This window comes from Qipengyuania sp. (genome assembly GCF_043423005.1).
Classification (GTDB): Bacteria; Pseudomonadota; Alphaproteobacteria; order Sphingomonadales; family Sphingomonadaceae; genus Qipengyuania.
The window spans coordinates 18,525-43,156 of record NZ_JBHWMI010000021.1 but is presented as its reverse complement, the minus strand read 5'-3'; the positions used below and the strand labels follow the sequence as shown (position 1 = coordinate 43,156).

General features: G+C 65.6%; 24 protein-coding genes and 1 tRNA gene. 5 read left to right on the top strand and 20 right to left on the bottom strand.

The window, feature by feature from the left end:
• Nucleotides 1-64 precede the first annotated feature (64 nt).
• From ACHFFA_RS03955 to ACHFFA_RS03930, 6 genes are all read right to left on the bottom strand, one after another.
• A tRNA-Lys gene (locus ACHFFA_RS03955) sits at nucleotides 65-140 on the bottom strand.
• Between the two features lie 119 nt (nucleotides 141-259).
• Complete coding sequence (rodA, locus tag ACHFFA_RS03950; protein ID WP_394269538.1) at nucleotides 260-1,381, bottom strand: rod shape-determining protein RodA; 1,122 nt, start codon at nucleotides 1,379-1,381, stop codon at nucleotides 260-262.
• Nucleotides 1,378-3,447 carry a penicillin-binding protein 2 gene (gene mrdA, locus ACHFFA_RS03945; protein WP_394269537.1) on the bottom strand — a complete coding sequence of 690 codons (2,070 nt, stop codon included), beginning with the start codon at nucleotides 3,445-3,447 and terminating at the stop codon, nucleotides 1,378-1,380. The genes rodA and mrdA overlap by 4 nt, the downstream gene beginning before the upstream one ends.
• Nucleotides 3,447-3,998 (bottom strand): rod shape-determining protein MreD, encoded by a 552-nt coding sequence (locus ACHFFA_RS03940; protein ID WP_394269536.1) that lies wholly within the window; start codon nucleotides 3,996-3,998, stop codon nucleotides 3,447-3,449. Before ACHFFA_RS03940 ends, mrdA begins: the two co-directional genes overlap by 1 nt.
• The gene (mreC, locus tag ACHFFA_RS03935; RefSeq protein WP_394269535.1) at nucleotides 3,998-4,996 is read right to left on the bottom strand and encodes a rod shape-determining protein MreC; all 999 of its coding nucleotides are present in this window, start codon (nucleotides 4,994-4,996) and stop codon (nucleotides 3,998-4,000) included. The genes ACHFFA_RS03940 and mreC overlap by 1 nt, the downstream gene beginning before the upstream one ends.
• 19 nt (nucleotides 4,997-5,015) lie before the next feature.
• Nucleotides 5,016-6,059 carry a rod shape-determining protein gene (locus ACHFFA_RS03930; RefSeq protein WP_394269573.1) on the bottom strand — a complete coding sequence of 348 codons (1,044 nt, stop codon included), beginning with the start codon at nucleotides 6,057-6,059 and terminating at the stop codon, nucleotides 5,016-5,018.
• 190 nt (nucleotides 6,060-6,249) lie between these two features.
• On the opposite strand from ACHFFA_RS03930, the gene mutL reads away from it, so the two are divergent.
• Nucleotides 6,250-8,064 (top strand): DNA mismatch repair endonuclease MutL, encoded by a 1,815-nt coding sequence (gene mutL, locus ACHFFA_RS03925; RefSeq protein ID WP_394269534.1) that lies wholly within the window; start codon nucleotides 6,250-6,252, stop codon nucleotides 8,062-8,064.
• A 6-nt stretch (nucleotides 8,065-8,070) separates the two neighbouring features.
• Here mutL and ACHFFA_RS03920 read toward each other — a convergent pair whose 3' ends face one another.
• Nucleotides 8,071-8,316: a hypothetical protein gene (locus ACHFFA_RS03920; RefSeq protein WP_394269533.1), complete on the bottom strand. Its 246-nt coding sequence runs from the start codon at nucleotides 8,314-8,316 to the stop codon at nucleotides 8,071-8,073.
• A 70-nt stretch (nucleotides 8,317-8,386) separates the two neighbouring features.
• Between ACHFFA_RS03920 and ACHFFA_RS03915 the strand changes: the two genes are divergently transcribed.
• Entirely contained in the window at nucleotides 8,387-8,902 is a 516-nt protein-coding gene (locus ACHFFA_RS03915) for a hypothetical protein (RefSeq protein ID WP_394269532.1), read from the top strand.
• 6 nt (nucleotides 8,903-8,908) lie between these two features.
• Here ACHFFA_RS03915 and ACHFFA_RS03910 read toward each other — a convergent pair whose 3' ends face one another.
• The 12 genes from ACHFFA_RS03910 to ACHFFA_RS03855 all read right to left on the bottom strand — a co-directional run bounded on the left by ACHFFA_RS03910 (nucleotide 8,909) and on the right by ACHFFA_RS03855 (nucleotide 17,714).
• On the bottom strand, nucleotides 8,909-9,367 hold the full coding sequence (locus ACHFFA_RS03910; protein ID WP_394269531.1) for a MaoC family dehydratase: 459 nt from the start codon (nucleotides 9,365-9,367) through the stop codon (nucleotides 8,909-8,911).
• A 54-nt stretch (nucleotides 9,368-9,421) separates the two neighbouring features.
• Nucleotides 9,422-10,228, bottom strand: a complete 807-nt coding sequence (locus tag ACHFFA_RS03905) for a DUF1206 domain-containing protein (RefSeq protein ID WP_394269530.1) — start codon at nucleotides 10,226-10,228, stop codon at nucleotides 9,422-9,424.
• Between the two features lie 54 nt (nucleotides 10,229-10,282).
• On the bottom strand, nucleotides 10,283-11,593 hold the full coding sequence (locus tag ACHFFA_RS03900; protein WP_394269529.1) for an ectonucleotide pyrophosphatase/phosphodiesterase: 1,311 nt from the start codon (nucleotides 11,591-11,593) through the stop codon (nucleotides 10,283-10,285).
• Nucleotides 11,590-11,964 (bottom strand): VOC family protein, encoded by a 375-nt coding sequence (locus ACHFFA_RS03895; protein WP_394269528.1) that lies wholly within the window; start codon nucleotides 11,962-11,964, stop codon nucleotides 11,590-11,592. Before ACHFFA_RS03895 ends, ACHFFA_RS03900 begins: the two co-directional genes overlap by 4 nt.
• Complete coding sequence (ychF, locus tag ACHFFA_RS03890; protein WP_394269527.1) at nucleotides 11,961-13,061, bottom strand: redox-regulated ATPase YchF; 1,101 nt, start codon at nucleotides 13,059-13,061, stop codon at nucleotides 11,961-11,963. The genes ACHFFA_RS03895 and ychF overlap by 4 nt, the downstream gene beginning before the upstream one ends.
• A 68-nt stretch (nucleotides 13,062-13,129) precedes the next feature.
• Nucleotides 13,130-13,729, bottom strand: coding sequence for a CPBP family intramembrane glutamic endopeptidase (locus ACHFFA_RS03885; RefSeq protein ID WP_394269526.1), 600 nt, complete (start codon nucleotides 13,727-13,729; stop codon nucleotides 13,130-13,132).
• Nucleotides 13,729-14,304: an aminoacyl-tRNA hydrolase gene (gene pth / locus ACHFFA_RS03880; RefSeq protein ID WP_394269525.1), complete on the bottom strand. Its 576-nt coding sequence runs from the start codon at nucleotides 14,302-14,304 to the stop codon at nucleotides 13,729-13,731. The genes ACHFFA_RS03885 and pth overlap by 1 nt, the downstream gene beginning before the upstream one ends.
• A 121-nt stretch (nucleotides 14,305-14,425) precedes the next feature.
• Complete coding sequence (locus ACHFFA_RS03875) at nucleotides 14,426-15,085, bottom strand: 50S ribosomal protein L25/general stress protein Ctc (protein WP_394269524.1); 660 nt, start codon at nucleotides 15,083-15,085, stop codon at nucleotides 14,426-14,428.
• Between the two features lie 141 nt (nucleotides 15,086-15,226).
• The gene (locus ACHFFA_RS03870; protein WP_394269523.1) at nucleotides 15,227-16,150 is read right to left on the bottom strand and encodes a TraB/GumN family protein; all 924 of its coding nucleotides are present in this window, start codon (nucleotides 16,148-16,150) and stop codon (nucleotides 15,227-15,229) included.
• Between the two features lie 10 nt (nucleotides 16,151-16,160).
• Nucleotides 16,161-17,081, bottom strand: coding sequence for a TraB/GumN family protein (locus ACHFFA_RS03865; protein WP_394269522.1), 921 nt, complete (start codon nucleotides 17,079-17,081; stop codon nucleotides 16,161-16,163).
• 23 nt (nucleotides 17,082-17,104) lie between these two features.
• Nucleotides 17,105-17,533: a hypothetical protein gene (locus tag ACHFFA_RS03860; RefSeq protein WP_394269521.1), complete on the bottom strand. Its 429-nt coding sequence runs from the start codon at nucleotides 17,531-17,533 to the stop codon at nucleotides 17,105-17,107.
• Nucleotides 17,517-17,714 carry a helix-turn-helix transcriptional regulator gene (locus tag ACHFFA_RS03855; protein ID WP_394269520.1) on the bottom strand — a complete coding sequence of 66 codons (198 nt, stop codon included), beginning with the start codon at nucleotides 17,712-17,714 and terminating at the stop codon, nucleotides 17,517-17,519. The genes ACHFFA_RS03860 and ACHFFA_RS03855 overlap by 17 nt, the downstream gene beginning before the upstream one ends.
• A gap of 204 nt (nucleotides 17,715-17,918) precedes the next feature.
• Between ACHFFA_RS03855 and ACHFFA_RS03850 the strand changes: the two genes are divergently transcribed.
• From ACHFFA_RS03850 to ppdK, 3 genes are read left to right on the top strand one after another with little or no spacing between them, the layout of a single operon-like run.
• On the top strand, nucleotides 17,919-18,818 hold the full coding sequence (locus ACHFFA_RS03850; RefSeq protein WP_394269572.1) for a glycine--tRNA ligase subunit alpha: 900 nt from the start codon (nucleotides 17,919-17,921) through the stop codon (nucleotides 18,816-18,818).
• 50 nt (nucleotides 18,819-18,868) lie between these two features.
• Nucleotides 18,869-21,112 (top strand): glycine--tRNA ligase subunit beta, encoded by a 2,244-nt coding sequence (gene glyS / locus ACHFFA_RS03845; RefSeq protein ID WP_394269571.1) that lies wholly within the window; start codon nucleotides 18,869-18,871, stop codon nucleotides 21,110-21,112.
• Between the two features lie 58 nt (nucleotides 21,113-21,170).
• The gene (ppdK, locus tag ACHFFA_RS03840; protein ID WP_394269519.1) at nucleotides 21,171-23,834 is read left to right on the top strand and encodes a pyruvate, phosphate dikinase; all 2,664 of its coding nucleotides are present in this window, start codon (nucleotides 21,171-21,173) and stop codon (nucleotides 23,832-23,834) included.
• Here the strand turns inward: ppdK and ACHFFA_RS03835 are convergent.
• Nucleotides 23,831-24,592, bottom strand: a complete 762-nt coding sequence (locus tag ACHFFA_RS03835; protein ID WP_394269518.1) for a methyltransferase domain-containing protein — start codon at nucleotides 24,590-24,592, stop codon at nucleotides 23,831-23,833. The two genes, ppdK and ACHFFA_RS03835, sit on opposite strands and share 4 nt — an antisense overlap.
• Nucleotides 24,593-24,632: the final 40 nt, after the last annotated feature.

Here is a 24,632-nt window from a genome sequence, read left to right as displayed (position 1 = left end):
GATTGCCAGGTGATTGCGGAAAGCCGAAGCCCGGCCGACCCCTGCTGGTAAGTCTCTGAAAAGGTGGTGGACGCACTAGGGCTCGAACCTAGGACCCGCTGATTAAGAGTCAGCTGCTCTACCAACTGAGCTATGCGTCCATTCGCGATCGGATTGCGGCGCCGTGGCGCCCCCGAATCGGGAAGCGCTGATATAGCGGCTTATCTCTGCTTGGAAAGGGGGTTCGCTCGCCCCTTGTGCTCGTCCGCAAACCCGTGAGTTAGCGCACCAGCAAACCGGTCCGCTGTGACTTGGTGCTCCAGCGCCGCACCATCATCAACACGCCGATGCAGATCATGTTGGTCATCATCGAACTGCCGCCATGGCTCATGAACGGAAGGGGGATCCCCACCACCGGGGCAAACCCCATGACCATCAGCAGATTGATCGCGACATAGAAGAAGATCGTGGCCGACATGCCGGCGGCGAGCAGTTTGGAAAACCGGTCCTCGCTCGCTCGTGCGACGCTGAGGCCCCAGTTCAGGATCAGGGCGAAGCACAGGATCGTGAACAGGCCGCCCATCAGCCCCCACTCCTCGGCCATGGTGGCGAACACGAAGTCCGTGTGCGGTTCGGGAAGATAGTTCAGGTGGCTTTGCGAGCCGTCACCGAAGCCCTTGCCGAACATTCCGCCAGAGCCGATCGCGATCTTCGATTGGGTAATCTGATAGCCTTCGCCCAATGGGTCCCGCTCCGGATCAAGGAAGGTGGTCACCCGGCTGCGCTGATAGTCGTGCAAGAAGAAGAAGAACGCAAAGGGAATGGCGGCTGCTGCGGCCACCGCAGCGCCGACGAACCAGCGCAGCGGGAGCCCGGCGAGGAACATCACGAGCCCGCCGCCAAAGGCGATGGCGAGCGATGTGCCGAGATCAGGTTGCAGCAGCACCAGGGCCATGGGCATCAATATGATGAGACCCGCGGGGATGACCGCCTGCCAGGTCGGCACCATTCCCGCCGGCAAATCACCGTAATAGCGGGCCAGCGCCACCACGACGGCAGGCTTCATCAGTTCGGAAGGCTGTATGCGGATCGGCCCGACTTCCAGCCATCGCTGGCTCCCGCCGCCGATCGCCCCGGCCGCCTCGACCGCGACAAGCAGCAGCAGGACCACCACATAGGCCGGATAGGCCATGAACGTCACCAGCGGCCGATCGAGCCGGCTGATCACCACTGCCATGATGAAGAAGATGCCGAAACGAAGGAGATGCGAATCGGCATAGGGGCTGATCGAACTTGCGGCCGCGGAGTACAGCACCGCCGCGCCGAACAGCACCAGCCCGAACAGGGGGAAGAAAAGCTGCCACGGCTGGCGGGCAATCGGGGCGGGAACGATGGTGCTCATTCGGGCACCCGGGCAGCATCCTGCGAGGTATCGATCCGTGGCTGAAGCGTCTGATCGGCCAGCGCCTCGGGTTGTTTGGCGGCGAGACGGGCTTCGGCCTCGACCTGGTCGAAGATTTCCTCCGGGCGCTTGGGCGCCGGCTTCACATCCTCGCCAGCGGCGCGGGCATAGGCAGCATATTTGGCGTTCAGCCGCTCCTGCGCGGTGCCGCCCCATTGCTGCTCGAAACCGCGCAGGGCGTCCATGCCCTTGTCCGGATCGAACAGGAACGTCATCACGTCACGCGCGATCGGGTAGGCGGAACCCGATCCGCCGCCATGTTCGACCACCACTGCGCCGGCATAGCGGGGCCGGTCGAACGGGGCGAAGAAGATGAACAATCCATGGTCGCGATATTTCCACGGGCCGCTCTTGCCGTCCGACTTGCTGAGCGAGACGACCTGCGCCGTGCCGGTCTTGCCTGCCATCATGATGTCCTCGAACGGCAGCTTGGCCCGCCCGGCGGTACCGGGGCCGTTGACCACATCGCTCATCGCCTGTCGCACGTAGGTCACGTGGTCCGCGGCAAAGTCCACCTCCTCGAAGCCCTTGATCGGTGTCGCCATGGTCAGGCGGGGCTGGACGTGCCGCCCGGTGGCCAGCCGCGCGCTCATCACCGCCAGTTGCAACGGGTTGGACAGCATGTAGCCCTGGCCGATGGTGGCGTTGACGGTATCGTATGCCTGCCACGGGCGACCGTATTTCTTGAGCTTCCATGCCGGGTCGGGAACGGTGCCGTAGAACTGGCTGATGACGGGCAGGTCGAACTGCTGCCCCATACCGCACCGCCGCGCCATGACCGCGATCGGGTCCATTCCGGTGCGCTGCGCCATCGCATAATAGTAGACGTCGCACGATTGATAGATCGCCTTCGCCATATCGACCGTGCCGTGCCCGCCGCGCTTCCAGCAGCGGAAAACGCGGTTGCCCACTCTCAGGCCGCCGCCGCAATACACGGTTTCCTGTGGTTCGATGCCGGCGCGCAGCAGGGCCATCGAAACCATCGGCTTGACGGTCGATCCGGGCGGATACAACCCCTTCAGCACCTTGTTGCGCAGCGGCACCCGCTCGTCTTCGCTGAGCATGCTGTATTCGACCCGTCCGATGCCGGCGGAAAAGCTGTTGGGATCGAAACTGGGCATCGATGCCATGCACAGGATGTCGCCGCTCTCGCAGTCCATCACCACGCATGACCCGCTTTCCAGCCCGATGCGGCGGGCGGCATAATCCTGCAGCGGACCGTCGATCGTCAGCTTGACCGGATCGCCCTGCGTGTCCTCGCGCGTTTCCAGGTCGCGCACGATCCGTCCCGATGCAGTCACCTCGACCCGGCGCGCCCCAGGGACGCCGCGCAGCTTCTGCTCGAAGATCTTCTCGATCCCGTCCTTGCCGATCTTGTACCCCGGAGTGATCAGCAGGGGGTCAGGGTTCTCCTCGTACTCCTCGGCCGACGCCGGGCCGACGTAACCGATCAGGTGGCCCACGCTCGGCCCGGTGGGGTAAAAGCGCGAGAAACCGCGCTGGGGCACCACGCCGGGCAGATCGGGCAATCGCACGCTGATGGCGGCGAACTGATCGTAGTTCAGCCCGGTCGCCACCTCGACCGGCTGAAACCCGCGCGCATCGCGGATGTTCTTGCGCACATCGGCAACGGCGTTCGCCTCGAGATTGAGGATGCCCGCCAGTTCCGAGATCGTGCGATCGGCATTCTTCATCCGGTCGGGGATCACGTCGACGCGGAAATCCGCACGATTGGACGCCAGGGGCGCGCCGTTACGATCGAGAATCCAGCCGCGCCGCGGCGGGATCAGCGACAGGTTGACGCGATTGCTTTCGGATTCGAGCTCCCAGCGCTCGTTCTGGGCGACGGCGATATAGGCCATGCGTCCGGCCAAAATTGTCGCCAGCCCGCCCATTGCACCGGCGACGACGAAAGTGCGCCGATCGAAGGCGTTGTCCAGCGTGGTGCGGCTGACGAGGTCCTTGCGCCGCCGCCGTGCGCGCCGCCGCTTGGGAAACAGGCGCATCAGACCCGCTTCCAGCGGCGCAGGCGCAGCCGGTCGAGCGCGGCGACGAAACGGGCGATCACGGGGAAAAGCAGCACGGCAAGAACGATCTGCGGCAGGGATGCGACTAGGCCGGGGATGGTCGGCTCCGCCCCTGAAAACAGCCAACCGAAGACGATGTAGCCGCACAGAGCTATACCGGCGGTGAACCAGTCCTGTAAGAAACTGCGCCACGGGATGCGCATTTCAAGCGCTTCGATGACGAGCAGCGTGATCGACCAGGTAAGAATGGCAAAACCGAACGGCTGCCCTGAAAACAGATCGTCGACCAGGCCCAGCGGCATCCCCGCCCAGACCGGCAGCAGGCCCGGTCGGACCAGGCGCCAGCCGAGGAACAGCATGTAGCCAAGCGGCGGCGCCAGCGGCATCGCGCTTGCGATCACGATGGTGGGAAGGATGATGGCGATCACGATCGAAACCCACGGGACGACGTTCGCGATCGCCGCGGACGGTTCGCGGTTTATCCGGCTGCCATAGGCATCGCGCCGGGCCCGGGGTTCGAGACGTTCCATTACTCCGACGTATCGGATGCGGGCGGGTCGGAAGCGGTCGCAGCGGCAGCGCCAGGCGCGGGGGACGCGGCGGTTCCTGCGTCAGCCGGACCGGCGTCCGTCCCGTCATCGGCTCCTTGCGAGCCGTCCTCGGGCGCCGCCGCCGCCGTCAGCGCCTGCGGCTCGAAGATCGGCTCGACGGCAACGAAATCGGTAGCTGCCGGATCGCTGATGATCCGCGCCAGCCCGCCATCATCGGTGAGCTGGGTGACGATCGCCACGGCAATACCGGGGGGATAGTATCCTCCCGCGCCGCTGGTGACGAAGATATCGCCTTTCTTGAGCGGATTGAGGCCAAGATTGATCAACTTGATGCGCAGCAGGCTGTCTCCGCGCCCTTCCGCGAATGCCACCGTTTCATCGGTCGCGCGGCGGACCGGGACGACGCTTTCGGGATCGGTCAGCAGAAGCACGCGCGAGTTGCCGCGGGCCGTTTCGAGGATGCGACCGACCACGCCCCGCGCGGATCGCACCGGCATGCCGACCCGGACTCCCTGCGCCGCACCGGCGCCGAGATAGGCGAAGCGCCGCGTGCTGGTAGGCGTCGAGCTGACGAGCCGAGCGACGGCAACCTGCGGCCGGCCGTCGTCACGCAGATCGAGCAGGCCCTTCAGCCGGCGGTTCTCGGCCCTGACCGCTTCGGCCTCGGCCAGGCGGATGCGTGCCAGCTCCATTTCCTGCTTGAGCAAGGCATTCTTGGATCCCGCCCGATAGTAACCGCTGATCGAATCCCACAGCGATCTGGAGCCGGTCCGCAGCCAGGCGGCGCTGTGGGTGGCCGGCGAGACGGCGTCCTGTGCTGCCCCGCGCGGGGTTCCGAACAGGGTTGGCTGGAAAAACGACAGGATCAGGAGGCCCGCCCCGAGCAGGGCCCCCACTCCGGCAACGATATAGCCGGTAAACAGGTTGTACTGCGCCCGGCGCGAATATCCAGAGCGCCGGGATCCTGACGGCGCCATGGCCCCTCCTAACTGTGCCTCAGGCGGTCATCAGGACGCCGCGATAGATCGGGTCCTCCATGGCGCGGCCGGTGCCGAGGGCGACGCAGGACAGCGGGTCTTCCGCGATGGTCACGGGAAGGCCGGTTTCCTCGCGCAGATATTCGTCGAGCCCGCCGATCAGCGCACCCCCGCCGGTCAGCACGATGCCCTGGTCCACGATGTCGGCGGCAAGTTCGGGCGCGGTGTTTTCAAGCGCGATGCGGACGCCTTCGATGATCGCGCCGATCGGTTCGGCCAGCGCCTCTGCGACATGGCCCTGATTGATCGTGATCTCTTTCGGCACCCCGTTGACGAGATCGCGCCCCTTGATCGTGATCGATTCGCCGATACCGTCGGCCGGCGGACGGGCAACGCCGTATTCCTTCTTGATCCGTTCGGCCGTCGAATCGCCGATCAGCAGGTTGTGATGGCGGCGGACGTAACTGACGATCGCCTCGTCCATCTTGTCGCCCCCTGTCCGGACGCTCGTGGTATAGGCAAGGCCGCGCAGCGACAGGACCGCCACCTCGGTGGTGCCGCCGCCGATGTCCACGACCATCGAGCCGACCGGCTCGGTCACCGGCATGTCGGCACCGATCGCGGCGGCCATCGGTTCGAGGATGAGATAGACCTGACTCGCGCCTGCGTTCGATGCGGCGTCGCGGATCGCACGCCGTTCGACGCTGGTCGAGCCGGAGGGCACACAGATCGTGATCTCGGGAAAGCGCATCAGGTTCTTGCGTCCGCTGACCTTGCGGATGAAGTGCTTGATCATCTCTTCGGCCACGTCGAGATCGGCGATCACCCCGTCGCGCAGCGGGCGGATCGCCTCGATGGAATCGGGGGTCTTGCCCATCATCATCTTGGCATCGTCGCCCACGGCCTTGACGCGCTTCATGCCGTTGATCGTTTCCAGCGCGACCACGCTAGGTTCGTTGAGCACGATACCCTGATCCTGCACGTAAACGAGCGTGTTGGCAGTGCCGAGGTCGATCGCCATGTTCGACACGCCGAATTTGAGAAGATTGCTGAAGAAGCCCATGTGCTTTCGATTGCCCGTCATTGCGCTGGGAAGGCCGCCCGCCGTTGTCCCGTTTTGCGGCACCCCTGATGAAACGATGCGGGTCTGTAGCGACACTCATTGCGAAATGCCAAAAATTTCCGTGCAGCGTTCGGGGGAAATGCGCATCGTCCGGCTCGGATTTGCGGCTTTTCGTCGCTAGGCCGGGGCGATGCCGCAGATCCGCCGCCTTCCGGACACGCTGGTGAACCAGATCGCCGCCGGCGAGGTTGTGGAACGCCCGTCCTCGGCGCTGAAGGAACTGATCGAAAATGCGATCGATGCCGGGGCCTCGCGGATCGAGGTCCGGTTGTCCGAAGGCGGCCTCGCGCTGCTCGAGGTGACGGACGATGGCTGCGGGATGACGGCGGAAGAGCTCGCGCTCGCGCTCGAACGCCATGCGACCTCCAAGCTGCCGGGCGATGCGATCGATCAGGTGGCGACCCTGGGCTTCCGCGGCGAGGCCTTGCCGAGCATCGCCAGCGTCGCGCGCTTCACCGCCGAGAGCCGGCCTCAGGGTTCGGCGCAGGGCTGGCGCCGCACGGTCGATCACGGCGTGCTGGCCGGCGAAGGGCCTGCTGCAATGCCGCCCGGCACGCGGGTGCGGGTCGAGCAGCTGTTCGCTCGGGTACCGGCGCGGCGCAAGTTCCTGCGTTCGGCGCGCAGCGAATACGCGGCCTGTCTCGACGTCGTGCGGCGGCTGGCGATGGCACGCCCCGACATCGGCTTTACCCTCGAACATGGCGATCGGCGGGTGTTGCACCTCGGCCCCGGCGAAGCGCTCGATGACCGGGTTGCGCAGGTGATCGCGCGCGAGTTGAAGGACAATGCCGTCGCCATCGCGCTCGAACGCGGCGCCATGCGGCTTTCGGGAGTAGCCGGCCTGCCGACCTACAATCGCGGGGTCGCCGATCACCAGTACCTGTTCGTGAACGGCCGCCCGGTGAAGGATCGGCTACTGACCGGCGCGGTGCGGGGGGCCTATCGCGATATGCTGGCGCGGGACCGGCACGCGGTGCTTGCGCTGTTCCTCGATCTTCCGGGCGAGGACGTCGATGTCAATGTCCACCCGGCCAAGACCGAGGTGCGCTTTCGCGATGCGGCGGCGGTGCGGGGGTTCATCGTGTCGGGCCTGCGCCAGGCCCTCGCCACGGGGGACCGGCGCAGTGTCCAGCCGGCCGACGCCGATGCGATGGCGCGCTGGTCGGTCGAGCCTGTGAAACACGCTTCTGCCTGGCCATCGGCGCCCCCCGAGAGATCGATGTTCGGCGGCGCCGGGTGGGAGCAGGCCGCCAGCCGGGTGGCCGAGCAGGCGGCGCAATGGCAGGGGCGGCAGGCCGGGTTCGATGCCCAACCGCAGGCCCGGGCAGACAACCAGGTGGTTCCGCCGGGCGACATTGCAGAATATCCCCTCGGGGTGGCGCGGGGCCAGATTGCCGGCACCTACATCGTCGCGGAAACCGCCGATGGCCTGATCCTGGTCGATCAACATGCCGCGCATGAGCGACTGGTGCTCGAGCGCCTGCGCTCTGCCGGAGCCGAAGATGCGGTCGCCCGCAGTCAGGCGTTGCTGATCCCCGAAGTCGTCGAACTGGACGAACCGGGCTGCGACCGGCTGGAGGAAGCGGCAGCGACCCTTGCCCGGCACGGTCTAGTCATCGAACGGTTCGGGCCGGCCGCGATGCTGGTCCGCGCCGTGCCACATGCCATCGCCCGCACCGACCCGGCACGGCTGCTGCGCGACATCGACGACGATCTTGCCGTGAATGGCGAGGCGCTGCTGCTGGGCGAAAAGCTCGATCTGGTCCTTGCCACCATGGCGTGTCACGGATCGGTCAGGGCGGGGCGGGCCTTGCGGATCGAGGAGATGAACGCCCTCCTGCGCGAAATGGAACGCACGCCCCGATCGGGTCAATGCAACCACGGCCGACCGACGTGGGTGAGGCTGGCTATGGCCGATGTCGAAAAGCTGTTCGGCAGGCACTAGCTGCGCCTAGCGCAACCAGCCGCGCACCTTTCTTATCAGACCGCCTAGCGGGGCGGCCGAGTTCGGGCCGGTCGCCGTATCTCCCTCTTCGCGGGCAAGCTGAACCGCCACGCGATCGTGCCGTATGGCCTCTTCGCGCAACCGGCGGGCGACCAGCGGATCGGGGTGGGTCGCCGCGATCCGGCGGGCCTGACGGGCCAGTTGCCGGTGATAGATCGAGTCGCGCACTTCGCCCATCGTGCTGCAGCCCATAAATGGACCGCCGAATGCGACAAGCGCTTTGGCGCAAACTGTCGCATGTCAGGATGGAAGGAAACATATCATGCGACCGAGATTTTCGCTCTTGCTCCCGATGGTGGTGCCGATCGCACTCGGCGCCTGTGGCCCCACGCCGGAGGAGCAGGCCGCGCAGGATGCGCGGGACGTCGCCGCGGTCATCGCCAATCAGGAGCCTCCACCCGAAGTGCTGGAACCGCAGCCGATCACCTATCCCGATATCGAACGGAACGATCTGTTCGGGGCCGGATGCAATTTCGTCGCCGAGGGTGGGGGCATCGGTGCGATCGCGCTGGCGCAGGCGGAGGAAGGCTACATGAAGCGCGGCGGCGAGGTGCTGACCTTCGCCGCCGACAAGGGCAGTGCGCAACAGCCGCTCAATTCCTACCGGCGGTACACGGGGCGCGAATATGCCTTCACTCTCGATATCGAGACAGAACAGGCAGCCGCGGCGAAAGAGGCGGATACCGAGGTGGTCAACTATCCCGCACGCCTGACGGTCATCGATGGGCGGGATCGTACGGTCTACGAGGCAAGCGGGATCGCGCAGTGCGGGTCGTGAACCCGGTCAATCCTTCCCGGCGGGATCGCGGGTGCGGATAAGCCCGTTGCTGATCATTTCGAGGACGGTCTCGTCGTTCTGGTTCAGCGTGCGGATGCGGCTCTTGAAGATACCCATTTCCGGACGGGATTCGCTGCGGCGTTTCTCGATGATCTCGCTTTCGACCCGCAAGGTGTCGCCAGGATACACCGGCTTCTTCCACCGCAGCTGATCGACCCCGGGCGAGCCGAGCCCCGCCTGCCGGTCGTCCTTCATGTTCTCGACCAGCATGGCCATGGTCATGGCGCAGGTATGCCAGCCGCTTGCCGAAAGCCGGCCGAAATGGGTTGCGGCAGCGGCCTCGTCGTCGAGGTGGAAGGGTTGCGGATCGAACTTGGAGGCAAATTCGATCACCGCATCGCGGGTCACCTCGTACCGACCGAACGACTGCCGAGTGCCGACTTTGATGTCTTCGTAGTGTTTCATGAACGCAGTGGTGGACCAGCGTGAAGGCGACCGCAACCCTGGCTTTGCGTACGTTCAGCGGCCGGCGCGAAACTTGGGGATGCGGCCATCGACGTCCATTTCAGGGATGATCCGATACCGGGCCAGCACGAGGCTGAAGAGCCCGAAGAGCATCAGGCCCAGCGCCGTCAGCGTGAAGACGATACCATCGTCGGCGAGGCTGGCGACTGCATCGCCCAGCGTTTTCACCTGCTCCGCGGTGCTGATCAGGAAGCCTGCACGGATGAGCGACCAGCCGATCACCACATAGACCACTGCGCGGGCGAGATAGCCCGCCGCGCCGAGCCACCGCGTCGCATCCGGTGCCTGCGCACTGATGCGGTTCATGAAGCTGCCGGTGATGCCTTTCTTGGCTTGCGAAAATGCCGCACCCAGGAAAGCGATGCCGATAAGCCCCAGGACGACCCCGCCGAATTCGTACGACAGGAGCGTCGATGCCGCCTGCTGCGCCCCGTCGCTCGCCGGAGCCGCAGGAGTGGTGGCGAACTTGAAGGCGGCATAGGCGAGCGCAAGGTGCGCGATACCGCTGGCGCCGTGACCGATCCGGTGGACCCAGCCGCGGGTGTCGCTGCCGTTGTTCTCGATATCGAAGACCAGCGAAGCGAGGCGGAAGAGGGCGTAGGCGAACAGGCCGACGACCATCACCCAGAGGAGGACCGTGCCAAGCGGGAAGCCGCGGATTGCCTGGAAGATCCCGTCGGTTCCTTGGGCGATCCGGGCCGCGCCGGTCAGCGCGATCAGACCGAGCGCGAAATAGAGCACCGCACGGCTGAAATAGCCGATGCGCACCAGCCAGTTGAACTTTTCCGACTTGTCGACCATCCCGCTCTCCCCGTTCGTTTTGTCGGTAACGGGGCCCGGCGGCAAGCGTTCCGGTCAACGCGGTTCGAGGGTAGAGGCGACCGGGTCCAATCGTCCGTCAAGTGTCGGATCCTGCGGCAGGCCCAGGACGGCACGAAGGAGCGGATTGACATCGACGATGTCGAACGCGGGCACGGTGATGCCGTCGCGGAAGGCCGGACCATCGGCAATGAAGATGGCAGCCATTTCTGGGGCCGTGCTATCGTAGCCGTGGGCGCCGCCCACCTGCTCATCCGCATCGGCTCTGCGGGCGGGAAAGATCTGCCACCCGGTTTCGGCAAGGCAGAGAAATGCCGGGATCCGGGGATTGCTGCCATAGCGCAGCCGCGCCGGAATGCCGTCCTTGCGCCAGCATTGCATCCGCGGGTGGGCGATCAACAGCGACGCTGCGACCTCGCGCTCGCGCCCGGGCGCGGGGTTGAGCGTGGCATAGGGACCGGCTTCGACCAGTTGATAGGCGTCCGCTGCAAGCAGGGCATCGAGTTCGATGGTCCGGCTCGCACGGGTTTCGGCCATCCCGTGGTCCGAGGTGACGATGATGTTCGCCGGCTGGTCCAGCTCGGCCAGACCGCGAAGCAGCAGGGCCACATCGCGGTCGACGTTGGCGATGGCCCGGTTGACGGCGGCGCTCTGCGGGCCCGAGGCGTGGCCCGCCGTATCGACCTCGTCGAAATACAGCGTGACGAAGCGGGGGCGGATGGCTTCGGGCCGGCGGAGCCAGTCGATCACCGTATTGACCCGCTGAGTAGGCGAGACGTTCTGATCGAACGCGGTCCAGTCCTGTGGCCGGGTGCCGCCTTCGATACGGCCATATCCGCCCGGTATCGCCTCGCCGCCCCAGGCAACCGCCGATCCCGGCCAGAACATCGCCGCCGTGCGGATGCCGGCCCGCTCTGCCGTCACCCAGATCGGCTCCGCGCCCGCCCAGTAGAACGGATCGGTGGTGGCCATGGTGAACTTCTCGTTCGGCCGCGCGGGGTCGGTAAAGCTGTTGGCGACGATCCCGTTGCGGTCGGGAACGACGCCGGTGACACCCGCCCAATGATTGGGAAAGGTTTTGCTGGGAAACGCAGGCCGCATCGCCGCGCGCACGCCTCTGCTGGCCAGCGCCGACAAGGCAGGCGTCAGCCCGCGATCGAGATAGTCGGGGCGAAAACCGTCGATCGAGACGAGAATGGTCACCGGTTGGCGATCGGTGGCAGTGGCGGCAGCTGCGTTGGCAATCGGGGCTGCCCCGTCGACCACGGCCGCGCACCCGCCAAGCCCTAGCGCCAACAGCGCGCAAAGCGGGGCCATCGCGCGCGCAACCTGCTGCCTTGTGATCATGTCGGTCCTCCGCTGCTCGTCTTGATGCTCATCATGAAGCCGTCCGGGGTGCGAAAATACTGCCAGCGGTGGCTATCCCACGAACCGGGCTCGCCCACCAGTTCGACGCCTCCGGCAATCAATGCATCGCGGGCCGCATCGAGATCGTCGACCTCGAAGCCGATCGCCGGCGGCGTGTTCCGGACCTTGCCCGGGCCTTCGCGGCCGAACACTTCGACCTGCTGACCCGCCGCGGTTTTCAGGATCGCCTGCCTTTCGACCGATGTTTCGACCTCAAGGCCGAGGATATCGCGGAACAGCGCCAGCGTGCCGTCGTAGGAATCGCTGCCGACGCCGATCCAGCTGATGCCCAGGACCCGGAACCCGCTCACACGTTGAACTTGAACAGCATGACGTCGCCGTCCTGGACGAGATATTCCTTGCCCTCCTGCCGCAGCCGGCCTGCTTCGCGCGCGCCGCTTTCGCCGTTGAGGGCGATATAGTCGTCATAGGCAATCGTTTCGGCGCGGATGAAGCCGCGTTCGAAATCGGTATGGATTTCGCCTGCCGCCTGCGGGGCCTTGGCGCCGACCGGGAAGGTCCACGCCCGCGCCTCTTTGGGGCCGGCGGTGAAAAAGGTGTTCAGACCCAGCAGGGTATAACCCGCCCGGATGACGCGGCTGAGCCCGCTTTCGGTCAACCCCAGTTCCGCCAGATACTCGGCCCGCTCGCTTTCCTCCATCCCCACGAGTTCGCTTTCGATGGCGGCGGAAACCACCACCGCCTGCGCGCCTTCGGCCGCGGCCTTGGCGAACACCAGCCCGGACAGGGCGTTGCCGTTCGCGGCATCCCCTTCCGCGACATTGCAGACATAAAGCACGGGCTTGGCAGTCAGCAGCTGCGCCTGGCGCAGGACCCGCGCCTCTTCTTCGTCCTTGGGTTCGGTGAGGCGGGCCGGCTTGCCATCGCGTAGAAGGTCGAGCGCCTGGCCGAGCACGCTGGCCTGCACCTTGGCCTCCTTGTCACCCGCGCTGGCCCGCTTGGCGGCGGCCGGAACGCGCTTTTCCAGGCTCTCGAGGTCGGACAGCATGAGTTCGGTTTCGACCACCTCGGCATCGGCGATGGGATCGACCTTGTTGGCGACATGCTGGATGTCGTCATCCTCGAAGCAGCGCAGCACATGGACGATGGCATCGACCTCGCGGATGTTGCCGAGGAACTGGTTGCCCAGCCCTTCGCCCTTGCTGGCCCCCTTCACAAGGCCGGCGATGTCGACGAAGGCCAGCTGGGTCGGCACGATCTTCGCAGACCCTGCGATCGATGCGATCCGGTCCAGCCGCTCGTCCGGGACGGCGACCTGGCCGACATTGGGCTCGATCGTGCAGAACGGATAGTTGGCAGCCTGCGCAGCCTGCGTTTCGGTCAGTGCGTTGAACAGGGTCGACTTGCCGACATTCGGCAGGCCCACGATCCCGCAGCGGAAACCCATGCGTCACTCCGATGGAAAGGTTAGAAAATCGCGCTGCCTGTAGAGGGGCGGGCGGCGCTTGGCCAGCCTCAGCTCAGCCCAAGCCGGCGCATTTCCTGAAGGAGGTAATGCAAGGCGAAAACATCGTAGATCGCGTGAGCCACCATCACGGTCAGAAGGCTTCCGGTCCAGGCAAAGAGGGTTCCGAACAGCGCGCCGATCAGCACGATCACCGCCATGATCAGCGGCTTGCTGCGGTGGACCAGCCCGAACAGCGCCGACGCGATCAGGATTGCGGCGGGTATGCCGACATAATTTCCGAGCAAGGTCTGCACTCCGCCCCGGAAGAGCGCCTCCTCGCCAACCCCGGCACCGACGGAGACGAGGACGACCAGCGGCCAGCCGAACTTGCGGCGAAAGAAGGAATAGCCGGGCGCCTGCATCCGCACCAGTCGCTCGGACAGACGCGGAAACCAGCGAAAACAGCCCCAGGCGACCACGATCATCATGCCGCCGAGGAGCAATCCCTGGACAAATTCGCGGGGATCGGCGCGCACGAAGTCCGCCAGATCGCGGCCCGACAATCGCCACAGCAATGCCCCCACGACCGTGAACAGCGCGAACTGAAAGGTCAGCATCGCGGCGACCTTGCCGGGTGTCGGAGCGAGAGCGGGGGCGGGGCTGTCCATCAATCCTCCGCGCGAAGCCGGCTCGCGATCTCGCTCATGTATCGCGCTTCGTCGCCCTGCGCCAGCCAGCCCGCCTCGGCGGCAAGGGCGGCGAGCATATCGGACAGGGGATCGAATTCCTGCTTCGCGAAATTTCCCAGCACATGCCCCGTCACCCGGTCCTTGCTGCCAGGATGGCCGATACCGATGCGCACGCGGCGAAACTCGGGGCCAAGATGCCGGTCGATCGAGCGAAGGCCGTTGTGTCCTGCCAATCCGCCCCCGATGCGGACCTTGACCTTGAAGGGCGCAAGGTCGAGCTCGTCATGAAACACGGTCAGCGCCTCGGGACTAAGCTTGTAGAACCGTAGCGCCTCGCTCACCGCGCGGCCGCTTTCGTTCATGAAGGTCGCGGGTTTGAGCAGCAGTATCCGGCGGCCTTCGACCCGTCCTTCCTGGACCCAGCCCGAAAACTTCTTCTGCACCGGGCCGAAGCCGTGCATCTCGGCGATGACGTCGACCGCCATGAACCCGACGTTATGGCGGTGCAGCGCGTATTGCGGGCCGGGATTGCCCAGACCTGTCCAGATTTGCATGGGCAGGCGCATAACGGCTGGCGCGGGCGGGGCAAGCGTGGAGGGGCAAAGCAGGCCCCAACGCAAGACGCCGGCCCCTTGGGGACCGGCGTCAGCGTGATCGGATGGTGCAGTCCGGGCGTTATTCGCCGTCGCTGTCGTCCTCGGTTTCGCCGCCGCCCTGTTCGGTCGCGGGCACCTCGTCAGCCTCGGTGCTGTCGGATTCGCTGCGCAGCGCCGACGGGGCAACCAGGGTGGCGATGGTGAAGTCGCGATCGGTGATCGCGCTTTCCGCGCCCTGGGGCAGGGTGACGTCGGAAATGTGGATCGAATCGCCAACGTCCTTGCCGGTCACATCGATCTCGATCTCGCTCGGGATGCTGTCGGCATCGCAGATCAGTTCGAGTTCGTGCCGCACGATGTTGAGCACGCCGCCCTTCTTGAGGCCGGGGCTGTCGTCTTCGTTGAGGAACACGACGGGCACGCTGACCTGCGCCTTGGCGCCGCGCACGAGGCGGAAGAAATCCACATGCTCGGGCCGGTCGTTGACCGGGTGCAGGGCCACGTCCTTGGGCAGGGTGCGGATGGTTTCGCCGCCGACTTCGATGTTGACGATCGAATTCATGAAGTGCCCGGTATCGAGCTGCTTCACAAGCGCTTTCGCCTCGACGTGGATGAGGGTGGGTTCTTCATTGCCGCCATAGATGACGGCGGGTACGCGGCCTTCGCGGCGCAGTTGACGGGAGGCTCCCTTGCCAGCCCGTTCGCGCGCCTCGGCCGGCAGGGTCAGAGCGTCGCTCATGGGTCTTGCCTTTCGAATGCATCGGAACACCCGGTCCGCCACGCCTCCAGGGATGACCATGACGCCGGGAGGCGCGCCGATAGCAGGATGCCGCGCAAATGCAAGACCAGCGCCGCCGCCCGAGGGGACGGCCGCGCAAAGCTACTGGACTCGGCGCACGCGATAACCTTGCCGAATAAGCAGGGCCGGGAGCCCCGCCGATCCGATCATGTGTCCGGCGCCGACTGCCACCAGCGGGCGCCGTCTGTCTTCGATCAGCCTGACGATGGCCGCTGCCCAGGCCCGGTTGCGCCTGTCGAGCAGAGCCTCGCGCAGTTCCGGATCGGCGAGCATTCCGCGGCGGCTCAGCATCTCGATCTGTTCCGTGTCGCCCTGCATCCACGCATCCCCCAGGCGGCCTGCGAGGCCGGCCGGTTCGCTCGCCTCGACGATGACTGCGTTCAGCAGGTCGCGCTGCTCTTGCTCGGGCAGGGCATCGAAGACGGCGAACTGCGTTTGCGCCCCCTCGAGTTCGAGGATGAGGCGCGCATCGAACGCCTCGATGAGGGCGCGGTCCACGCCGAGCGCGGGATCGCCCTCTTGTGCCAGGCGGGCCAGCATCAAGGCCGCCGCCCAGGTTTCCATTCCGTCCCCCGGGGCGGATATGTTCGAGCGGGCAAGCAGCAAGGCCAGTTCGTCGCGCAGGTCGGGGTCTGCACGTCGGACTAGCGGTGCGGCCGGAGGACGATCCTGCGCCATCCGCCGAAAGGTCGCGGCGATCGCGTCGCCATCATCGTCCAGTCCCGCCACTTCCACTGCAAGTACCCCGGCATGGCGGATCGCAGTATCGAGCCGCGGGGTGCGCCAGGCGACCCCCGGGGGCAGGGCGTGTATCGTCCCGAACAGCCAGGCATCGGGCGTCTGCGCGTCGTCGTTGGCGCCGGGCGCATAGACCGCCCACAAGGCGGGCGACGCCTGTACGGCCGGCTCGTCCGGCGCCCGGTCGCATCCGCCAAGCGCAACAGCGGCGGCAAGCCCGAAGGCCCACCGCCGCATGACGCTTGCAAGGGCAGCGAAAGCGCCCACGCGCCTCGTCCTACTTGACGCGGGTGACCTTGAGGCCGCGTTGCTCGAGGTAATCCTGCACGCTCTGGTCGCCGGCCAGATGTCCTGCGCCCACGGCGACGAACACGGTGCCCGGGCGGTCCATCCGGTCATCGATCCACTGCGCCCAGTTGGCATTGCGATCGTACAGCAGGGCCTTGGCAAGGGCCGGGTCGCTCATGCTTTCGTTCATGATATCCGCCAGATCGTCGGCATCGCCCTCGACCCATTCGGCCAGCATCCGGTCCATCGTGGGCTGCACCTGATCGATATTCTCGACCACGTTATCGAGATACGCCACCTGTGCGTCCTGCGAGAGCGTGTCGAAGATCGCCATCTGCTGTTCGACCGTTTCCAGCGCGGACCGCGGCATCGCCGGCCCGGCCTTCGTATTGATCACATGCTCGACCCCGCTTTCCGCAGTCCAGCCGTTCTTGATGAGCGGCAGCACCGACAGCGTGATCGCGGCAAACCAGGGTTCGAACTGATCGAACGCGGCGGGCGGAAGCGAGAAGGATGCCAGCGCCGCTTCATAGCGCGTGCGCTGCGTGTCGCTGAGAAGATCGCGCAGCGACTGGCCGGCGGGGAGCATGGCCTTCTGCATGATCACCTGCTGGGTGGCCGGATCGGTCATCGCGGAAACCGGGATCTCGGTCACCAGTTCGCCCGACCCCTTCAGGGCATTCTCGATCATTCCGGGAAACCACTCGACGTTCTGGGGCAGGGCGTGAACCGTGCCGAACAGGTAAATCGTCGTATCGGCATCGGCGGCCTTCCACAGCGCCGGGCCCGAGCCGGAGGCGACCGGCGCCACCGCGGCGGGTTCGCCCACGCCAGACGTCGCGGTGGTGCATCCCTGCAGGGCAAGGCCCATGGCCGAAACGGTGACGAACAATTTGCGAAGCGAAACCATAAAACTCTCCTGTTCGGACCTGCTCAGCGCAGACCCAGTTTGCGTGCGACGTAAGCTGCTGTTGCGACGAGTGCGGTGGACCCCCAAAGCACCCAGTGGCTGGGCTCCGCCACATATCCGGCCATGTGCAGAAGATGCCAAGCGGGAAAAGCGGCAAGGTAATAGTAAAGACCGATGAGCGACGACCACAGATTGTCCTGCAGATCGACCTCGTCGATGCGCCGGAAATAGCTGGCGGAGAATAGCACCAGCCCGATGACTGCCGCTGCGATCAGGGGAATGATGATCCACCCGGGCAGTCGTCCGCCCTCGGCGGCGGCCTGGCTGTATCCCGTCGCGAAGCCGAGGATCGCAAAGCCTGCGCCCATGGCCGCGACCCAGCCAATGAAGCGGCGTCGCTTCTGGCGCAGGCGAGCCTCGCCACTGAGCGGCGTGTCAGGACTGTTCGTCATCGAAAATCTCCTCGATCGGCATTTCGAACAAGCGGGCGAGCCGGAATGCCAGCGACAGGGACGGGTCGTGCTTGCCGGTCTCGATGGCGTTTATGGCCTGGCGCGATACGTCGATCCGCCCGGCAAGCTCGGCCTGGCTCCAGTCGCGTTCGGCGCGCAGGACCTTGAGGCGGTTCTTCATGGTCGCCGAATGGCACTGGGGTATGCGAGCGGTAGGTCATGCAAACTGCGTCTCCACGAATCGTCAGGTAGTCCTGACATAATGACGCGTCGACCTCACAGATGTCAATAGAACTTGACATTTTGTAGCAAGCGCACGACAGATGGTCAGGCCAGCCTTGCGTGGTTGACGGTCTTTCGTGCCTGAGCCATGGCCGGCGCCGCCATGCATCGTCAGCCTCAATCCTCGTTCCAGGACATGATCCTCGCGCTCCACGATTTCTGGAGCGGGCAGGGCTGTCTCATCCTCCAGCCCTACGACATGCGCATGGGGGCAGGCACGTTCCACACCGCGACCACGCTGCGGGCCCTGGGTCCCGAGCCGTGGAATGCGGCTTTCGTCCAGCCGTGCCGCCGGCCGACCGACGGGCGCTATGGCGAGAATCCCAACCGTCTCCAGCATTACTACCAGTATCAGGTCATCCTGAAGCCCAGTCCGCCGGATATTCAGGACCTCTATCTCGAAAGCCTGAAGGTGATCGGGATCGATCCGCTGAAGCACGATATCCGCTTCGTCGAGGATGATTGGGAAAGCCCGACGCTGGGCGCCTGGGGGCTGGGCTGGGAAGTCTGGTGCGACGGGATGGAGGTGACGCAGTTCACCTATTTCCAGCAGATGGGCGGGTTCGACTGCAAGCCGGTGGCGGGCGAGCTGACCTACGGGCTCGAGCGCCTTGCGATGTACATCCAGGGGGTCGACAACGTCTATGACCTCGACTTCAACGGCCACGGCGTTTCCTATGGCGAGGTGTTCCTCGAGAACGAACGCCAGATGTCGAAGTGGAATTTCGAGGTGGCGGATACCGACGCCCTGTTCGACCTGTTCAACAAGGCCGAAGCGGAATGCCGCAATGCCTTGGAAAATCAGGTGCCTGTGGCGGCCTATGAACAGGCGGTCGAGGCGAGCCATGTGTTCAATCTGTTGCAGGCACGCGGCGTGATCAGCGTGCAGGAACGGGCGAGCTACATGGGCCGGGTCCGCGATCTCGCCCGCTCGTCGTGCGAGGCCTATGCCGAGGCGATGGCCCCTGCGTGGCAGGCGAAATATCCGGAGTGGTCGCTGTGAGCGGGTCCGACTTTCTCCTCGAACTGCGCAGCGAGGAAATCCCCGCGCGGATGCAGGCCGGCGCGCGCGCCGAACTCGAACGGCTGTTCCGCCGCGAAATGGATGCGGCGGGGGTGTCCTTCGGCGAGGTAAGCGTATGGTCCACCCCGCGCCGCCTCGCTCTCGTCGCGCGCGATCTGCCTGACGCCACGGCTGCCGTCAGCGAGGAAGCCAAAGGGCCGCCGGAAGGTGCGCCCGATGCTGCAATTGACGGCTTCTGCCGCAAGAACGGCGTCACGAGGGAGCAGCTCGAACTTCGTGACGTCAAGGGGCGGCAGACGTGGTTTGCGGTGATCGAGCGGCCCGGCCGGCGCACTGCCGAGGTTCTGGCCCAGGCCATTCCGGCGATCGTACGCGACTTTGCCTGGCCCAAGTCCATGCGCTGGGGTGCCGCATCCCTTAGCACCGAAAGCCCCCGCTGGGTCCGCCCGCTCTCTGGTATCGTGGCGCTGTTCGGTGAAGAGGTGGTCGCGTGCCGCGTCGGCGGGATCGAAGCGGGCGCGACGACGTTCGGCCACCGCTTCCATCACCCGGGCCCGATCACCATCGGCGGGGCGCATGATTATGCGGAAAAATTGCGCGCCTGCCATGTCGTCCTCGACCATGCGGAGCGCGAGGAGATTATTCGCGCAGGTGCCGCACGGCTCGCTGCCGAAGCGGGACTGACCCTTGTTGCCGACGAAGGTTTGGTGATCGAAAATGCCGGGCTTACCGAATACCCCGTCCCGCTGCTTGGCCGGTTCGATGAAGCTTTCCTCGACGTGCCGCCCGAGGTGATCCAGCTGACCGCACGGGTCAACCAGAAGTATTCCGTCTGCAATGACGCGGCGGGCAAGCTTGCCAACGCCTTCGTCTGCACCGCTAATATCGATGCGACAGACGGCGGCGCAGCCATCGTCGAAGGCAACCGCAAGGTGCTCGCAGCCCGCCTTGCCGACGCGCGCTTTTTCTGGGAGCAGGATCGCAAGACCCCGCTTGCCGAGCACGCGAAAAAGCTGGAGCGGATCACCTTTCACGAAAAGCTCGGCACCGTCGCCGACAAGGTCGAGCGGGTGGCCAAGCTGGCCCGCTGGCTGGCCGAGGAAGGGATCGTCAAGGGCGCCGACCCCGACCTCGCCGAGCAGGCAGCGCGCCTCGCCAAGGCGGATCTGGTGTCCGAAATGGTCGGCGAGTTTCCCGAACTCCAAGGGCTTATGGGCGGCTATTACGCCCGCGCCGAAGGCCTGCCGCAGGAAGTGGCCGACGCCATCCGCGACCATTACAAGCCGGTCGGGCAGGGTGATGCGGTGCCAACGGCACCGGTCACGGTGGCGGTGAGCCTCGCGGATAAGCTGGATACGCTGGTTGGGTTTTTCGCGATCGATGAGAAGCCGACCGGGTCAAAGGATCCATTTGCCCTTCGCCGTGCTGCAATTTCAGTGATCCGAGTAATCACTGAAAACGAGCTCCGCGTTTCACTGGGGGGGCTACTCTTCTCGCTGGTGCGAGATGCGATGCACTATCTCATTCTGAAGCACAGACCGGGGCTGATGCGCAAGGTCAGAGACCTTCATCCCGATTTATCTGAGCGTCAGTGTTGGGAAATATTCTGGTCAGTTGAGAGCAATCGCGACGATTTGGGTGAAGGATTGCACCCGGCCGAGGTAGAGTTTGCGCTGCTCTTTTTCCTCGCCGAGCGCCTAAAGGTCCAGCAACGCGAGGCCGGCGTCCGTCACGACCTCATCGACGCAGTCTTCGCTCTCGGGAACGAAGACGACCTCGTCCGGCTTCTTGCCCGTGTGAAGGCACTGCAAGCTTATATCGACACGCCCGAGGGGGCCGACCTGCTGGCCGCCTACAAGCGTGCGGCCAATATCCTCAAGAAGGAGGACTGGCAGGGGCCGGAGGCGGAGATCGCCCGTACCGGCGAGGAAGACCCGCTGGCCCTTGTCGACGATCCCGAACTTGCCGCTGTCGTCCAGGCCAAGATGGCGCAGAAGCGGGAAGGGGTTTCCTACGAAGCCGAACCGGCGGAGAAGGCGTTGATGGATGCGCTCGAGGATGCCGAACCTCGCGCCCGTGCCGCCGTGGGACAGGAAGACTTTGCGGGCGCGATGGCGGCGCTCGCGGGGTTGCGCGAACCGATCGACCGGTTCTTTATCGAAGTGACCGTCAACGACGAGGACGAGACGCGGCGCCGGCAGCGCCTCGCCCTGCTCGGCCGGTTCCGCGATGCCGTTCGTCAGGTCGCCGATTTCGACCGGATCGAGGGGTAGATTTCTTGTCCAAGACTGTGTGACATGTGTGACATGGTTCAGCCTACCAGGGTACAGCATGAGCGAAACGGTCTTCACTTTCGGCGGCGATGCGACGCAGGTAAATCCCCGCCAGAAGGATAAGACCGTTACCGGCGGCAAGGGTGCCAACCTTGCCGAAATGGCCGCCATCGGGCTGCCGGTGCCGCCCGGCTTCACCATCGCAACCTCCGAATGCCTCGCCTATCTCGCCGGCGGTGCCGATTTCTCCCACGCCCTGCGCAACGATGTCGCCGTGGCTCTGGCCCATGTCGAGCGCACGGTGGGCAAGCGGTTCGGCGATGCCGCCGATCCCCTGCTGGTGTCGGTCCGCTCGGGCGCCGCGGTATCGATGCCGGGTATGATGGATACGGTCCTCAACCTCGGCCTCAATGACAATACGGTCGAGGGACTGGCCGCGACTTCGGGCGACGAACGCTTCGCCTGGGACAGCTATCGCCGCTTCGTCCAGATGTATTCGGACGTCGTCCTCGGCCTCGATCACGGCCTCTTCGAAGAAGCCCTTGAAATAGCCAAGGAGGATCGCGGGCTGTCCTCCGATACCGAAATGCAGGCGGCGGACTGGCGGGCGCTCGTCGATGAATTCAAGGCAATCGCCCGGCGCGAACTCGGCCACGAATTCCCGCAGGACGTCAACATCCAGCTGTGGGGCGCGATTGCCGCCGTGTTCGACAGTTGGGATACCGAGCGGGCCAAGGTCTATCGCCGGCTCAACGACATTCCGCACGACATGGGCACGGCGGCCAACGTGCAGGCCATGGTGTTCGGTAACATGGGCGAAACCAGTGCCACCGGGGTCGCGTTCACCCGCGATCCGTCCACCGGCGAGAAAGCCTATTACGGCGAATGGCTGGTCAACGCGCAAGGCGAGGACGTGGTCGCCGGGCTCCGCACGCCGCAATACCTGACCCGGGCGCGGCGCGAGGCGGCAGGCGCCGAAAAACCGAGCATGGAGGAAGCCATGCCCGCCGCCTATGGCGAGCTGACTGCGGTCTTCGACCTGCTCGAGAAGCACTACGCCGACATGCAGGACATCGAATTCACGGTGCAGCAGGGCAAGCTGTGGCTGCTGCAGACCCGCAGCGGCAAGCGCACGGCCAAGGCGGCGCTCAAGATCGCGGTCGACATGGTGGGCGAGGGCCTGATCGACGAGCGCACCGCGATCCTGCGGGTCGACCCGATGGCGCTCGACCAGTTGCTTCACCCCACGCTCGACCCCGATGCGCCGCGCGATGTGCTGACCACCGGCCTGCCGGCATCACCGGGCGCCGCCAGCGGCCGGATCGTGCTCGACGCGGATACAGCCGAGCGATGGGCGGGACGCGGCGAGAAGGTCATCCTGGTCCGGGTCGAAACAAGCCCGGAGGACATCCACGGCATGCACGCCGCCGCCGGCATCCTGACGGCGCGAGGCGGGATGACCAGCCACGCCGCCGTAGTGGCGCGGGGGATGGGACGCCCCTGCGTCTCTGGCGCGAACAAGGTGGCGATTGCGCGGGAAGGACGCACGTTAACGATCGGCCATCGCGAGCTGCGCGAGGGCGATGTCATCACTATCGATGGCGCCAACGGGCAGGTCATGGCCGGCGAGGTAGCCACGATCGAACCCGAACTTGCTGGCGATTTCGCGACATTGATGGAATGGGCCGATCGGCATCGGCGGATGCGGGTCCGCACCAATGCCGAGACCGCGGCCGATTGCCGCATGGCACGGCAGTTCGGCGCGGAAGGCATCGGCCTGTGCCGGACCGAACACATGTTCTTCGACGCGGCGCGGATCAGCGCAGTGCGGCAGATGATCCTGGCCGATGACGAGGCTGGTCGGCGCAAGGCGCTCGGCACCCTGCTGCCCGAACAGCGGGGCGATTTCGAGACGATCTTCGAAGTGATGGCCGGCTTGCCCTGCACGATCCGCCTTCTCGATCCCCCGCTTCACGAATTTCTGCCCCACGGCGATGCCGAGTTCGAAGACCTGGCCGAGGCGAGCAATGTGCCGGTCGAGAAGCTACGCCGCAGAGCGGCCGAGCTGCACGAATTTAATCCCATGCTCGGCCATCGCGGTTGCCGGCTCGGCATTACCTACCCCGAAATCTACGAAATGCAGGCCCGCGCCATCTTCGAAGCAGCCTGTACTGTCCGTCAGCGCTCGGGCGAGGCGCCGCTTCCCGAGATCATGATTCCGCTGATCGCCACGCGCCGCGAGCTTCAGATACTCAAGGCACTGGTCGACCAGGTCGCGGAAGAGGTTTTTGCCGAGCGGGGCATGCGGGTCGACTACCTGGTCGGCACGATGATCGAACTGCCCCGCGCCGCGCTGATGGCGGGCGAGATCGCGGCCGATGCCGAGTTCTTCAGTTTCGGTACCAACGATCTCACCCAGACCACCCTCGGTGTCAGCCGGGACGATGCGGGCCGGTTCCTGGCCGAGTATGTCGACAAGGGCATTTTCGCGCGCGACCCCTTCGTCAGTCTCGACGTCGATGGCGTCGGCCAGCTGGTCGAACTCGCGGCCGCGCGCGGGCGACAGACCCGTCCCAATATCAAGCTCGGCATATGTGGCGAACATGGCGGCGATCCGGCCAGCATCGCCTTTTGCGAACAGGTCGGGCTGGATTATATCAGCGCCTCGCCATACCGCGTGCCGATTGCCCGTCTGGCCGCTGCTCAGGCGGCACTTCGCTAGTCTTTCCAACCGGTCAGCGTGAGAATCTCGAAGCTTTCCGCAACCGATCCGTGCTTGCCCGCGCGGGCCAGGAAAGAGGCTTCGGCGCGGGCGAGCGCTGCACGGTCAAGCGGCGGCGGCCGGTCGCGCAGCACGTTGCCGAGTGCCTGATCGCGCAGATCCCCTACCAGCCGCCCGAGCGAGGGATAGGCGACCGTAAGGGTCCGGCTGTCGACCACCTGACGCGCAAAGCCCGCCCGCTGCATCAGTGCGCTGGCGGACGGGGTATCGATCAGGGGGTGCATGCGGGCCGCCGGACGCTCCGGTTGCGCGTCGATCATCGCCGCGCGCAAGGCGCCGAGCGAACCGGCGCCGATGATGCTGGCAAGAAAAATCCCGTCAGGCGCCAAGGCCGCGCGCGCATGGAGGAGGGCGCCGGGAAGGTCGTTCACCCGCTCCAGCGAGGCGAGAGACACGACGAGATCGTAGGGCGCGCCGGGAAGCGGTTGCTCCTCGTCGATCGTGGCCACGCTTTCCTCGCGAACCGCAGCGCCGTTTCCGCCGAGCGAGAGGGCAAGGGTTCCCGTCCAGTCGCCGATGATCACCACGCGGGCGGGGGAAAAGCGCATGAATTCCAGTCGGTCGATGATGTCGGCAACCATATCGTCGAGGATGTAGCGCGCCGCATTGGTGCGCCCTTGCCGCTGCCGCGCGCGGTGAAGCGCCGCGATCCGTCGTTCGCGCGAGAAGATGGCGGGCGGGGCGGGGCGTTCGCTCATGCGCGGCCCCTGCCGCTCTTGCTCGCCGGCATCAAGCAGC

Excerpts from the sequence above, each read along its gene's own strand:
- ACHFFA_RS03885 (WP_394269526.1), bottom strand. The coding sequence starts at position 13,729 with ATGGACAGCCCCGCCCCCGCTCTCGCTCCGACACCCGGCAAGGTCGCC.
- mreC (WP_394269535.1), bottom strand. The coding sequence starts at position 4,996 with ATGGCGCCGTCAGGATCCCGGCGCTCTGGATATTCGCGCCGGGCGCAG.
- ACHFFA_RS03905 (WP_394269530.1), bottom strand. The coding sequence starts at position 10,228 with ATGGTCGACAAGTCGGAAAAGTTCAACTGGCTGGTGCGCATCGGCTAT.
- ACHFFA_RS03900 (WP_394269529.1), bottom strand. The coding sequence starts at position 11,593 with ATGATCACAAGGCAGCAGGTTGCGCGCGCGATGGCCCCGCTTTGCGCG.
- ACHFFA_RS03865 (WP_394269522.1), bottom strand. The coding sequence starts at position 17,081 with ATGGTTTCGCTTCGCAAATTGTTCGTCACCGTTTCGGCCATGGGCCTT.
- mutL (WP_394269534.1), top strand. The coding sequence starts at position 6,250 with ATGCCGCAGATCCGCCGCCTTCCGGACACGCTGGTGAACCAGATCGCC.
- ACHFFA_RS03875 (WP_394269524.1), bottom strand. The coding sequence starts at position 15,085 with ATGAGCGACGCTCTGACCCTGCCGGCCGAGGCGCGCGAACGGGCTGGC.
- ACHFFA_RS03855 (WP_394269520.1), bottom strand. The coding sequence starts at position 17,714 with ATGAAGAACCGCCTCAAGGTCCTGCGCGCCGAACGCGACTGGAGCCAG.
- ACHFFA_RS03915 (WP_394269532.1), top strand. The coding sequence starts at position 8,387 with ATGCGACCGAGATTTTCGCTCTTGCTCCCGATGGTGGTGCCGATCGCA.
- ACHFFA_RS03860 (WP_394269521.1), bottom strand. The coding sequence starts at position 17,533 with ATGACGAACAGTCCTGACACGCCGCTCAGTGGCGAGGCTCGCCTGCGC.
- ACHFFA_RS03930 (WP_394269573.1), bottom strand. The coding sequence starts at position 6,059 with ATGGGCTTCTTCAGCAATCTTCTCAAATTCGGCGTGTCGAACATGGCG.
- pth (WP_394269525.1), bottom strand. The coding sequence starts at position 14,304 with ATGCAAATCTGGACAGGTCTGGGCAATCCCGGCCCGCAATACGCGCTG.
- rodA (WP_394269538.1), bottom strand. The coding sequence starts at position 1,381 with ATGAGCACCATCGTTCCCGCCCCGATTGCCCGCCAGCCGTGGCAGCTT.
- ACHFFA_RS03850 (WP_394269572.1), top strand. The coding sequence starts at position 17,919 with ATGCATCGTCAGCCTCAATCCTCGTTCCAGGACATGATCCTCGCGCTC.
- mrdA (WP_394269537.1), bottom strand. The coding sequence starts at position 3,447 with ATGCGCCTGTTTCCCAAGCGGCGGCGCGCACGGCGGCGGCGCAAGGAC.
- ACHFFA_RS03920 (WP_394269533.1), bottom strand. The coding sequence starts at position 8,316 with ATGGGCTGCAGCACGATGGGCGAAGTGCGCGACTCGATCTATCACCGG.
- ACHFFA_RS03835 (WP_394269518.1), bottom strand. The coding sequence starts at position 24,592 with ATGAGCGAACGCCCCGCCCCGCCCGCCATCTTCTCGCGCGAACGACGG.
- ACHFFA_RS03940 (WP_394269536.1), bottom strand. The coding sequence starts at position 3,998 with ATGGAACGTCTCGAACCCCGGGCCCGGCGCGATGCCTATGGCAGCCGG.
- ppdK (WP_394269519.1), top strand. The coding sequence starts at position 21,171 with ATGAGCGAAACGGTCTTCACTTTCGGCGGCGATGCGACGCAGGTAAAT.
- glyS (WP_394269571.1), top strand. The coding sequence starts at position 18,869 with ATGCAGGCCGGCGCGCGCGCCGAACTCGAACGGCTGTTCCGCCGCGAA.
- ychF (WP_394269527.1), bottom strand. The coding sequence starts at position 13,061 with ATGGGTTTCCGCTGCGGGATCGTGGGCCTGCCGAATGTCGGCAAGTCG.
- ACHFFA_RS03910 (WP_394269531.1), bottom strand. The coding sequence starts at position 9,367 with ATGAAACACTACGAAGACATCAAAGTCGGCACTCGGCAGTCGTTCGGT.